At 45.5% G+C, this 12,490-nt stretch carries 11 protein-coding genes; 4 read left to right on the forward strand and 7 right to left on the reverse strand.

The genetic code is table 11. The features are described from left to right. Positions 1-4: 4 nt before the first annotated feature. The 4 genes from thrS (at position 5) to QP775_RS02355 (ending at position 4,551) form a co-directional block, all read left to right on the forward strand. Positions 5-1,921 carry a threonine--tRNA ligase gene (thrS, locus tag QP775_RS02340; RefSeq protein ID WP_285103281.1) on the forward strand — a complete coding sequence of 639 codons (1,917 nt, stop codon included), beginning with the start codon at positions 5-7 and terminating at the stop codon, positions 1,919-1,921. Between the two features lie 244 nt (positions 1,922-2,165). Beyond that, positions 2,166-2,552, forward strand: a complete 387-nt coding sequence (locus QP775_RS02345) for a hypothetical protein (protein ID WP_285103283.1) — start codon at positions 2,166-2,168, stop codon at positions 2,550-2,552. A 114-nt stretch (positions 2,553-2,666) separates the two neighbouring features. Beyond that, complete coding sequence (locus tag QP775_RS02350) at positions 2,667-3,362, forward strand: response regulator transcription factor (protein ID WP_285103285.1); 696 nt, start codon at positions 2,667-2,669, stop codon at positions 3,360-3,362. Then, a complete protein-coding gene (locus QP775_RS02355; RefSeq protein ID WP_285103287.1) occupies positions 3,352-4,551 on the forward strand; it encodes a sensor histidine kinase in 1,200 nt (399 codons plus the stop codon). Before QP775_RS02350 ends, QP775_RS02355 begins: the two co-directional genes overlap by 11 nt. Before the next feature lie 218 nt (positions 4,552-4,769). Here the strand turns inward: QP775_RS02355 and mtnB are convergent, their stop codons facing one another. The 7 genes from mtnB to QP775_RS02390 form a co-directional block, all read right to left on the reverse strand. Continuing rightward, positions 4,770-5,408 carry a methylthioribulose 1-phosphate dehydratase gene (mtnB, locus tag QP775_RS02360; protein WP_285103289.1) on the reverse strand — a complete coding sequence of 213 codons (639 nt, stop codon included), beginning with the start codon at positions 5,406-5,408 and terminating at the stop codon, positions 4,770-4,772. A gap of 68 nt (positions 5,409-5,476) precedes the next feature. Continuing rightward, entirely contained in the window at positions 5,477-6,163 is a 687-nt protein-coding gene (locus tag QP775_RS02365; RefSeq protein ID WP_285103292.1) for a 2-hydroxy-3-keto-5-methylthiopentenyl-1-phosphate phosphatase, read from the reverse strand. After that, positions 6,163-7,377 (reverse strand): 2,3-diketo-5-methylthiopentyl-1-phosphate enolase, encoded by a 1,215-nt coding sequence (locus tag QP775_RS02370; RefSeq protein WP_285103294.1) that lies wholly within the window; start codon positions 7,375-7,377, stop codon positions 6,163-6,165. Before QP775_RS02370 ends, QP775_RS02365 begins: the two co-directional genes overlap by 1 nt. Next, positions 7,374-8,249 (reverse strand): pyrroline-5-carboxylate reductase, encoded by an 876-nt coding sequence (gene proC, locus QP775_RS02375; protein WP_285103296.1) that lies wholly within the window; start codon positions 8,247-8,249, stop codon positions 7,374-7,376. The genes QP775_RS02370 and proC overlap by 4 nt, the downstream gene beginning before the upstream one ends. 131 nt (positions 8,250-8,380) lie before the next feature. Beyond that, complete coding sequence (locus QP775_RS02380) at positions 8,381-9,628, reverse strand: glutamate-5-semialdehyde dehydrogenase (protein ID WP_285103298.1); 1,248 nt, start codon at positions 9,626-9,628, stop codon at positions 8,381-8,383. 85 nt (positions 9,629-9,713) lie between these two features. Continuing rightward, on the reverse strand, positions 9,714-10,814 hold the full coding sequence (gene proB / locus QP775_RS02385) for a glutamate 5-kinase (protein ID WP_285103300.1): 1,101 nt from the start codon (positions 10,812-10,814) through the stop codon (positions 9,714-9,716). A 435-nt stretch (positions 10,815-11,249) separates the two neighbouring features. Further along, positions 11,250-12,440, reverse strand: coding sequence for a pyridoxal phosphate-dependent aminotransferase (locus QP775_RS02390; protein WP_285105664.1), 1,191 nt, complete (start codon positions 12,438-12,440; stop codon positions 11,250-11,252). Positions 12,441-12,490 lie beyond the last annotated feature (50 nt).

Here is a 12,490-nt window from a genome sequence, read left to right on the forward strand (position 1 = left end):
GATCATGGAGATCAAAGTAACATTGCCAGATGGAGCTAAAAAGGGGTATTCACAAGGCACAACGATAGCACAGGTAGCGGAATCAATCAGCATAGGCTTAAGGAAGAATGCCGTCGCGGGTAAAATGGATGGCAAACTAGTTGATCTGAACGAGGCGATTGCAGATGAATGCCGGGTGGAAATTGTAACGTTGGACAGCAAAGATGGTGTAGATGTGTACCGGCATACGACAGCACATATCATGGCCCAAGCACTGAAACGGAAGTACGGTACAGAGCGTGTTAAGCTTGGAATCGGACCCGTTATCGATAACGGATTTTATTATGATATCGATATAAATACACCAGTATCAAGTGATGATCTCCTGAGTATTGAACGTGAAATGGAGATTATCATACAGGAGAACTTACGGATAGTTCGTCGTGTTGTAAGTCGGAAAGAAGCGATGGACATTTTTGAACAATTAGAGGAACCGTTAAAGATTGAACTTATTCAAGGGCTGCCAGATGAGGCGGTTATCACCCTATATGAACAAGGCGAGTTTGTTGACCTTTGCAGAGGTCCACATCTTCCTTCGACAGGAGGAATTAAAGCTTTTAAGCTGCTAAATGTGGCAGGTGCCTACTGGCGTGGAGATTCAAACAACAAGATGCTGCAGCGCATTTATGGCACTTCATTTCCAAAAAAAGCAGAGCTATTGGAACATTTGCAATTGTTAGAGGAGGCCAAAAAGCGCGATCACCGCAAACTTGGTAAAGAACTTGAGTTATTTATGTTCTCCGAAGAAGCACCAGGAATGCCTTTTTATTTGCCAAAGGGGATGACGATCCGCACAGAGTTGGAAAACTTCGCGCGTGATATTCAGCAACAAAGAGGGTACGACGAGGTGCGTACACCACTTATGTTAAATAATCGCCTTTGGGAGCAGTCCGGACATTGGGATCATTATAAAGATAATATGTACTTTACAAATGTGGACGATAAGACTTTTGCGCTTAAGCCGATGAACTGCCCAGGACATATGCTTGTTTTCAAGAACAGCATGCATTCGTATCGGGAATTGCCTATTCGGCTTTCTGAATACGGGCAAGTCCACCGTCATGAATATTCGGGGGCACTTAACGGAATGATGCGTGTCCGTACGTTCTGTCAAGACGACGCTCATTTATTTGTACTACCGAGTCAGATCGAGGATGAGATTGGTCAGGTCATCGCATTGATTGACCATATTTATCAAGTGTTTGGTTTTGAATACAAGATCGAGCTATCAACACGACCTGAGGATTACATGGGTTCAGATGAACTGTGGGATGAAGCGGAGAAGTCGCTGCAGCAAGTACTGGATAAGCGCGGCATCCAGTATCACGTAAATGAAGGAGATGGCGCGTTCTACGGTCCAAAGATTGACTTTCACATTTTAGATGCTCTTAAAAGAAGTTGGCAGTGTGGAACGATACAACTTGATTTTCAGATGCCGGAGAAATTTGATCTGACTTACATGGGTGAAGACAGTCAGAAGTACCGGCCTGTCGTAATTCATCGCGCGGTATACGGCTCTATTGATCGTTTCATAGGCATTATTACCGAGCATTATGCAGGTGCATTCCCGCTATGGCTTGCACCTGTTCAGGCGAAACTGCTGCCTGTGTCGGAGCATTATAATGAATATGCTTACTCTGTTAAAAAGGGATTAGCTGAGGCGGGGATTCGGGTTGAGATGGATGTGCGCGATGAAAAGCTTGGTTACAAAATTCGTGAAGCCCAGCTGGAAAAAGTACCTTATATGCTGGTGCTCGGTGAAAATGAGAAAAACACAAATAGTGTATCCGTTCGCAAGCGTGGCAAAGGGGATTTGGGTATGAAGAGTATACTTGAGCTGATTGAACAGATAAAGCAAGAAATTTTGGCTAAAAAGGAGTAGGATTAGACCGATCATTACAAGTAGTTGGCCATAATCACTCAGTTGCACAACGTTACTATCCATCCGTTTGATGGATAAATAGCAGTTCACTTTATTCAGGCGACCCGCATGACTTAGGGTCGCTTTTTTATTTTTTAAAACCAATTGAAGCTGGTTATTTTCTAACCTTGTCCTAACTTACTGCTCTTTATAATAAAGCCATGGATGTAAGACAAAACATATTAAACTTTAGGAGGAAATAAAAATGAAAATGAAAAAATCAGTTATTGGATTGCTTAGTGCGTTTTTGGTTGTAGGGGGATCTGCATCGGCGTTTGCTGCTAGTTCAGGTTCTGGTAACTCTCTGGACAACATTTCTGCAAAGATTACTGAAATAACAGCTGACGCTCTAGGTATTCAGACAGCAGGAAAAGAGAAGCTGATTAAAGATAAAAAAGAACAGAAGAACGTATCTAAAGAAAATGTTACCGGAACAATCAAAACGTTCGAATCGGGTACAATGGATACTAAAGTAAAAGGAACTCCTCTGAACAAGGAAATGGTAAGCGACCTGTCGGTGGATTTTAAGGTGTTAGCACCAGGTAAATTATCGCAAGATACCAAAGGGAAAGTCCAGTTAAACAAACAATAAAAACAACTTTATAAGAGCATAACTATACGATCTTACACCATCCTAAAAAAGTCGCACTCTATGTGCGGCTTTTCGGTCGGTGTTACGACAGGTACGGATAAACAGGAGGTATTCATGAAAATATTGCTGGTAGAAGACGAATTGCTGCTCAGTTCGGTTATTAGCAAAGGGCTTAGAAAGTGCGGATATGCTGTCGATTGCGGATATGACGGAGAAGAAGCATTGGATTTATATGATGTAAATACTTACGATATTATCATATTGGATTTAAACTTGCCTAAAGTGGATGGGTTAGAAGTACTGCGATCTATTCGTCAGCTTAACGCTGAGATCAAAATCATTATTTTATCTGCTCGTAGTGCAGTAGAGGACAAGATTAAGGGCTTGGACTTTGGAGCTAACGATTATTTGGCAAAACCCTTTGATTTCTTTGAGCTGGAGGCTCGCATTCGGAATTTGCTCAGACAATCGTTTGTTCAGCAACGGACACAGCTGTCTTGCGGACCTGTTTGTATGGATACAGCCAAAAAGCTAGTGACTGTTCATCAGCAAGCGCTAGAGCTAACTAAAAAAGAATATAGCTTATTAGAATACTTGCTTTATCACCAGGATAGAGTGATAAGTGCTGAGGAGATCATTGAACACGTCTGGGACAGTGAGGTTGATTTGTTTTCCAACTCATTAAAGTACCACATTCATTCTTTAAAGAAAAAATTGTCGGCTGTCGCAGGAGACAGCGAAATCATTAAAAATTATAGGGGACACGGTTATGTGATTTCCTATGCAGCGGAGGACGTCAGTGATCAATAACGTTTCTTTAAGAGTGAGAATAACGGCACTCGTCGGAATTGTAATTATCATTATTTCTGTTGTGCTTACAATGGCCTCCATCAGAGGAGCGCAAGATTACTTTTCTGGAACCATGTTAAATAAAACAATAGTGGATGATCGCAGTACGGAAATTCGTCTGGATGAGAATATGCACCGTCAAGGAGAAGGAAGCTCTCCACTTTCCAATATATCGGCTACTATACGTGTGGTGGAGGCGCAGAAGAATTTTTCGAACCAGAGCATTACGGTAATGACAATTATTATCCTGGCAGGTATTGGCGGAACCTACATGATGGTTGGTAGGGCATTGCGACCGCTCTCAGAACTGAACGAGGCTGTAAAGGGCATTCATGAACTTAATTTGGAACAGCGGATACCTGTGCCGAGCAGCAAGGATGAGTTGGGAAGTTTGTCTGTCTCGTTTAATCGTATGCTTGACCGGCTTGATCGATCGTTCGCTAGACAGCGAAGATTTGCAGCGGATGCAGCTCATGAGCTTAAAACACCATTGACCACGATTAAGACCTCCATACAAGTTCTGCAGTTGGATCAATACCCGACGATGGAGGATTATAAGCTGAATGCAGAAGTGACACAGCAGAGCACTGATCGTTTAATACAAGTGGTGGATAATCTGCTTGATTTGGCTGTGGAAGATAGTACGACATATGGCGATATGATCGGGATCTATGACATGTGTAAACGTATCAGGAGGGAATTGCAACCATTGGCGGATCAACATCAGGTGAGCATCGGTATTCATAAATGCACGTGCCAATTGAACGGAAATTATGCCATGTTGTACAGCGCAATATTTAACCTCGTGGCCAATGCGGTAAAATACAATAAGCCTGGTGGCAAAGTCGAACTGTTAACATCCACAGAGCATGAGTACTTAACTCTAACGGTAAGTGATCAGGGAGTGGGCATACCAGAACATGAGCTTGATCTGATATTTGAACCTTTTTATAGGGTGGATAAATCACGTTCCCGCGCAATTGCAGGTACAGGTCTTGGTCTTGCGCTCGTCAAGTCGATTATAACGAAGCATCATGGAACGATTAAGGTGCAAAGTATCGAAGGAATCGGGACTACCATGCAAGTCACATTGCCTATAAGACAGATGATACAAAGCCAAGGAGAAAAAAGTGGGGGGATTGAAGGATAATTTAAGATGGGGCAGGGGCCAATCCTAGCTCATTCTTCTAAAATTGAGTTTATTTCCCTTATCAGACACAGACACTTATTTCAGCAGTTGGAACAATGGACATACTGAAAACCGGAACACCTCGGCAGGTATTCCGGTTAGTATTGCTTATTAATTTGCCCAGTAGAGTAGGGACATCATATTAGCATCCCCAGCTGTTGCAGAATAACGCGGATCTTCTAGGCAAGTGCTTTCATACGATACACATATTCAAATAAAAACTCAAACGCCTCTAGATGTCGTTTTGCTTCGAAGCTATTAGCCCCCCATGCATATATACCATGGTTACGCAAGATAATACCCGGAATAACGGGATTCAGCTTCTCAGTAACACAAGGGACGATACTCGGAATATGGGTGTAGTTCGGTACAACTGGGATCTCAATTCTCGCATTTTCCTCCCAAATGTTAAACGCTTTGATCAGCTCGACACCTTGAACAGGAATATAGCCCTCATCTCCGTACAACTCAGATACAATGTTATTAAAAACAGTGTGTACATGGAAGATAGCACCGCAGCCAGTTAGACGATAAATTTCGCAATGAATTAACGTCTCGGCGCTTGGCTTTAACGAAGTCCGCTCTGTAGGCTGACCAAGTTCGTTAACGAGCAGGAAATCCTCAGGCGTATGTACGGTTTTATCTTTGCCGCTTGCGGTAATCGCAAACTGAAATTGACCTTCTTGGATATCGCCTACACGTACTGACAAATTGCCGCTCGTGCCTGGAAACCAATTGCGTGATGCAAATAATTCTTTTACGGATCGTAATTCATGGAATGCCTGCTGTTTGTGCTCTAATGTGATTTCTAGACTCACTGTTAAGTTCCTCCCAATACGAAATTCCTACCGGATTCCTGCGTCATAGCAGCGCTTAACAAGATAGGTTATTTTGACTCAAATGAGTCAAGTACTGCGCTCGTGGACATATGCTCAATGATGTCAAAAAACGTCTCGAATCGTGTGAATGGCAGTTGCAGTTGTTCGCATTTATCAATTAGATGAGATCTCGCATAAATAGTCTCCACAAGCTTGGCCGCTGCAAAGTCAGTTACACTGTCGCCGATAACGATTCGTTCGTATTTCTCGGCTGGGAACTGTCTTACAATCGTTGTCTTACACATCCCGCAGTCATTTGTGCATGGCGGTTGGCAGGCATTAGGCCATGTGATTTGGATCGTGTCTCCACTGAAATCACTACCATTGCAATAAATATGGTCTGTCGGAATGCCAAATGGTTCCAATAGTGGGTAGACAAAAAAGTCGATCCCTCCGCTAGTGACATAAAAATCAATATCTTGCTCTTGACAATATTGGAGAAACTCTGCAAATCCAGGGCGGATCTGAGCTTGCGCGATAGCTTGCTGTGCTGCTTGCTCTTGCAGAGAAACAGGCAGCAGGGCGAACATTTCGCCGACGCCTTGACGTACAGACTTCCGTTCATGGATCACATCTTCTACAATATTAGACCAGCCATCCGGGTTAAAATGCTTCATAAGTGCAACGATGTTATCATTTATAGTAATGGTGCCGTCAAAATCGCAAAATACGATTCGACGTTTCTTGGTGTGCATTATTTGTTCCCCCACATATCTAATGCTGCTTGTAATTCTGTATGCGATGCGGCGTAGTCTGCCAATGGAATGCCCTGCGTCGTAGCTTCGATCGCTTGGACAAAGGCTTGACCGCCGCTTGCCGTTCCATCGGGATGTCCATGCACACCACCGCCCGCATTAACAACGACATCTATGCCGAAGTCTTTAATAATAAGCGGAACGAGTGCAGGATGAATGCCAGCAGAAGGAACTGGTAAGCTGCGGTTCATCGGCATCTTCGTATCCAGACAAGCTGCTCGAATGCCTTGAGTATCTTCCCGCGGCATCGTTACTGAGCCGTAAGGAGACGGGAAGAGGATAAGGTCTGCACCAGCTAGCCGCATAAGCTTGCCTAACAGCAGTGCTGCGGATATGCCATAATGCGGCGAAGGGTACAGGGCACCAGCCATCGCAGGGTGCGCAAGGATCGGCACGTTAATATCCGCATCGGCGCTTAAACCATGCAGCGCATCGTATCCATAACTTAACGTGTTAAACAATAAAGCATTCGCACCTGCGTCAATCGCACGGAGTGCTTGCTCACGAAGCTTAAAGGTTGAGCCTGTCAAGTTGGCGGCATACAGCAGCTTTTTGCCGGTTGCTTGCTCGGCCTGCTGTGCGGCCTCCATGCATGCACGAACCCGATCTTGGATCGGGGTTAGCGGATTCTCAAACAAGATCTCATCATCCTTGATAAGATCTACACCACCCAGCGCCTGCTGGTAGAATTGCTGCTTCAGCGTCGAAAGATCGTGGCCGATGACTGACTTGAATATACTCATCAGCAGTGGACGGTTATAGACGCCTAGCTGTTCGCGCACGCCATCAACACCGAACTTTGGACCGGCAAATGCTTGCTGGAAGTCATCGGACCATTGCAAGTCGATCAATTTCACCCTGCCGTCCATTGACAGCTTGCCGAACACGGTAACAAGCAGCGCTGGAATGTCATGGCTGAAGTTGACGTCCGGGTAGGCGATGGCAATGTCCGCGTAGCGTTCGCCTGCTTGATCCGATTCGTATACTTTTATCCATTCTACTTGGCCAAGATGCTTGCGCATGGATTCTTTCTGCAGTTCCGGCAGGTCGGTCCAGCTTCCTACTGTAAGCCCAATCGCAATCCCTTCTGCTTTCTTTTGAAAATCAGCGCGATCATCATATAAGCGATATGTGGCGATGCAGTTATGATTCACCTGAGTTCCCTCCCTATTTGTTCTCCCATCTCGGCAGCGCGTGCACGGGCCTGAACGATTGCCTCTTTGACCGCTTCTTTTACGCCGCGTTCATTCAATACGTTCAGAGCTGCTTGTGTGGTTCCTCCAGGTGACGTCACTTTCTGCCGTAGAACAGCAGGAGATTCACCCGTCAGTCGGACCATCTCGGCAGCACCACGAACAGTCTGTACGACCAGTTCATGCGCCTGCTGCATGCTTAACCCTTCATGAGCAGCTGCTTCTATCATCGCTTCCATTAAATAGTATACATAAGCAGGACCACTTCCGGATACCCCTGTCACGGCATCTAGTAAACTTTCTTCCACTTCCGCTACGATACCAATTGCTTTGAGCATTTGTTCGGCAATGAAGCGCTGCTCTATAGTGGTTTCGGCAGAATAGCAGACACCAGTTGCGCCAAGTCCTATCGTACTGGAGGTATTGGGCATCGTACGTACAACAGGGGTTTCTCCAAGAATTTGTTGAATAGTTGAGATGGATAAGCCTGCGATTATTGAAACAATTAAGCTTTTTTTATGCAGGAGAGGGCGCAGCTCCTTACAGGCTTCGATTGCGTCTTTAGGCTTCATAGCCAAAATAATGACATCAGCCTCATGCAGCCATTTTGCTTTGATTTCGTCATGATTGCTTGCGCTGACACCGTATTTCTCACGCAAATAACCAAGCCTTGCTTCGCTATTACGATTAATCATCGCAACATGTTGAGGTGTTGTGATGTTATTATCCAGCATGCCTTTAACAAATGCTTCTGCAGCAGAACCAGCTCCAAAAAAACAATAGTGCGGGTTAGGGGTGTGCACTTTCTGATTTGCATCAACTGTTAGCTTCATTATATATTGCTCCTATCCGTAGAGCCCCGACCCGCAGTTCTATCATGTTGTGATAATGACTGGTGTACGAGGCTCAAATGTGTATGGTGTCTCTATAATCTCTATTATTTATCTATTATTTATTTAAGTTTCTACCCGCGAATTTGACCTGTGCCATAGACACGATACTTGCTTGAAGTCAAGGCTGGCAGTCCCATAGGTCCGCGAGCATGCAGCTTCTGTGTGCTGATGCCAATCTCGGCGCCATATCCAAACTCAAATCCATCAGTGAAGCGGGTCGAAGCATTATGGTAAACTGCTGCCGCATCAACTTCTTGAAGGAAGCGGGCGGCGTGATGCTCGTTTTCGGTTACAATGCATTCGGAGTGCATTGTGCTATGTCTCGCAATATGCTGCAGTGCTTCGTCTAAATCGTGAACAAATCTGACGTTAAGCGTGAAATCGCTATATTCCGTGCTGTAACTCTGTTCTGTTGCCTGTTCTGCAAACGGTGCTATTTCATTCGTATAGGAACAGCCGTAAATACGGACACCATGCTCGTGATAACGTGCCAGTAATAACTTTATTTGTTCAAGATCATATTGACGGTGCACAAGCAATGTTTCCATGGAATTACAAACGGAAGGGCGCTGTACTTTGGCATTCCAGGCAATTTCAGTCGCCATTTCCGGCTGAGCAGATGCATCTATAAAGGTGTGGCATACACCAGCACCCGTTTCAATAACGGGGACGGTTGCATTTTGCACGACATTCTGGATTAGCGAAGCACCCCCACGCGGAATAACAACATCCAGCAGGCCGTTTAAGGTTAACATTTCATCAACTGACGCCCGATTGGGATCTTCGATGATTTGAAGAGCCTCCACAGGGATGGCAGTGTCTAGAAGTGCTTCATGAAGCACTTCTACAATACGCTTATTTGTAGACAGGGCTGCGGAGCCGCCGCGCAGCAGCACAGCGTTTCCTGTTTTGAGACACAAACCTGCAGCATCTACGGTAACGTTGGGGCGTGCTTCGTAGATCATGCCGATCACACCAAGAGGTACGCGAATATGCTCTACGTGCAGACCGTTTGGACGATCAAAAGTTGCAAGTACGTCTCCCACCGGGTCAGGCAGTGCTGCAATCTGTCGCAGACCCTCTGCGATATCGTGGATACGGGCTTCTGTTAAGGCGAGTCGATCCAGCAGCGACTCAGATGTGCCTGCTTGACGACCGCGCTCAAGATCCAACATATTCGCGGCAATAATAGACTCCTGTGATACGATCAACTTGTGTGCCATGTGCAGGAGTGCTTCGTTCTTTTGCTCCGTTGTTAATTTGTTCATAACGATCGCAGCTTGTTTAGCCAATTTGGCCTTGCTTCTTACTTCACTCATGTCAGCAGCCTCCTTTAAGATGAGCTAATAAATATATAAATTTGACTTGTGCTTGAAGTATGGTTACATGGAAGTTATGTCTTGCTTAACGAAGGGTGACCCATTCGTCACGGTGAATGACTTCTATTCTAGCTATTTCTAAAGCCATGAGCACATCAGCAGTTGACCAGCCTGCTACTTTGCGAAGCTGTGCATAGTCGTAATTGACAATGCCGCGCCCAATGAGACGACCATCTACACCGATTACTTCTACGACATCGCCAGGATGGAACTGACCATGTACGTCGGTTATTCCTACTGGGAGCAGGCTCGAGCCTTTAATAAGCAGCGCATGCTCTGCACCTTCGTCCACACGAATACGGCCAAGTGGAGTAGAGTGAAATCCGAGCCATTGCTTCTTAACAGGAAGTGAATGCAGTTGGGTCTCAAAGTAAGTACCCTTGCCAGAACCATTAACCGCTTGAAGAAGATCACCGGCTTCGTGCACACGTCCTACAAATGCGCTTACACCTCCACGCATAGCGATACGTGCCGCATCGAGCTTGGAACGCATGCCGCCAGTGCCAACAGAAGTGCCAGCCCCACCTGCATAGGCGTAGATTTGCTCCGTAATCTGTTCGATCCGCTCGAATCGACGTGCCTCTGGATTAGTTCTAGGGTCTGCAGTATAGAGTCCGTCTGTGTCTGTAATAATAATGACACTTTCAGCGTGTACCAAATTAGCGACAAGCGCAGACAACGTGTCGTTGTCACCGAATTTTAATTCGTCAACTGAGACAGTATCATTTTCATTCACGATCGGAATAATTCCTTGCTTTAAAAGCTCTTCAATTGTCATGTGGGCGTTGTGCCCGCGCTTGCGGTTGGCAAAGTCCTGACGGGTTAGCAAAATTTGCGCAGCCGTGATCCCATAAGGTTGTAAGCTTTCTTGATAAGCTTGCATGAGCAGTGCTTGACCAACGGCTGCTGCGGCTTGCTTCTCATGCAATTGCTTTGGCCGAGTCTCGTAGCCGATTGCGCGGAATCCCGCCGCAACAGCGCCAGAGGTTACCAGCACCACTTGTAATCCCAAATCAGTCAGGGACTTCAATTCTTTTGCATAATATCTAATTTGGTTTTTGTCTAATCCGCCATGCTCCGAGGTGAGAGAACTGCTGCCAATTTTAACTACGATTCGTTGATTCATGGTTACCACCTTTTTCACATCTATCATATCCATAAGAATACAAAAAAGACTTTCGTCCTATAAAGGACGAAAGTCTGGGCTTCCGCGGTACCACCTTCATTGAAGGCATGCTTCAAGCAGCCGATTGGAACCGGCAGCTGGGTATGACCTTCCTGCTCATAGCCGATAACGGGGCTTACCGTTCAGGTGACGCCTGTTCCTAAGATGTTGGCGTCAAGACCGTTCAAGGGTAGGGTTCCGCAATTGTACACGACAGATGCTTGCAGCCCCTGGCATCTGATCTCTGGACGTTACATAAATTGCGTACTGGTCCTGTCATTACGTGTCATACGTATCAAGTTAAAGCAAAACTATTAATCATCAGTTTACACGTGATCCTAACAGTTGTAAAGATTGATGGGAGCGAATTAAAGCCCAATATTTGACGAGTTGCGTTTAAAACAGTTTAAGTTCGCCAATTCGGTATACAGCTTCTTTAAGTCTCTCCTCGCTGGAGAGCAGGCCTACGCGAACGTATCCTTCTCCATGTTTACCAAATCCAACACCTGCTGCAACAACAACATTTGCTTCTTCCAGCAATTTGTCAGCAAACGATACTGAATCATAACCGTCAGCGACAGGCAGCCATGCAAAGAAAGAACCTGCGGATGGGTTGGACTTCCATCCAATTTCTTGCAAAGCGCTAAACATGGCATTTCGACGCGACTCGTAAGTGGCACACAACTTATATACAGAATCTTGAGGTCCCGTTAAAGCAGCAGCAGCAGCTTCTTGGACGGCTCCGAACAGGCTGACGTACATATGATCTTGCATCAAGTTGATCAAGCGAACAATATCTTTATTGCCCACGGCAAAAGCAACACGCCAGCCTGCCATGTTGTACGTCTTGGACATGGTGTAGAATTCAATGCCGACTTCTTTTGCACCTGGTGTCTCCAGAAAACTAACAGGACGCTTTCCATCAAAGCCGAGCGCACCATAAGCGAAGTCGCTTGCTACTATGATGTTATGCTTAGCTGCAAAGGAAACTGTATCCTGATAAAATTGGCGATTGGCAACTGCTGATGTAGGATTGTTTGGATAGTTCAGAAACATCAACTTGGCGCGTTCCACGTCAGAAGGAGACAAGGCTTCGTATTGAGGCAGATACTGATTGGCCTCAACAAGCGGCATCATGACCATTTCTGCACCGGACAGGACTACACCTGACCAATAGTCAGGGTATCCCGGATCAGGTACCAAGCACACGTCACCAGGATTTAATAAAATCTGGCTTAATTCCACCAGTCCAGTCTTGCCCCCAAACAGAATCGCGACCTCTGTTTCTGGATCAAGATCAACGTTGTAATCTTCTTTGTAGCGTTTCGCAATCGCTTCTTTTAGATAGAGAAACCCGCTAAATGGCGGATATCGATGGTATGTAGGATTGGCAGCGGCAGATTGCAGGGATTCCACGATATGAGCAGGTGTAGGCAGATCCGGATTGCCTTGGCCAAGATTAATGACATCATGGCCTTCAGCAATCCGTGCGTTCGCTTTCTTGACAAGGTTGGAGAAAAATTGTGTTGGCAGATGCATCATACGATCTGCGGGGACAACTTGAAATTGCGACTTTGCTTGTACCATCTTCATCCACTCCGAGACAAATTTATATGCATGCTTTATTCCAAATAATA

Origin of the sequence: Paenibacillus sp. UMB4589-SE434, from assembly GCF_030226685.1 — a bacterium.
Lineage (GTDB): Bacteria > Bacillota > Bacilli > Paenibacillales > Paenibacillaceae > Paenibacillus_B.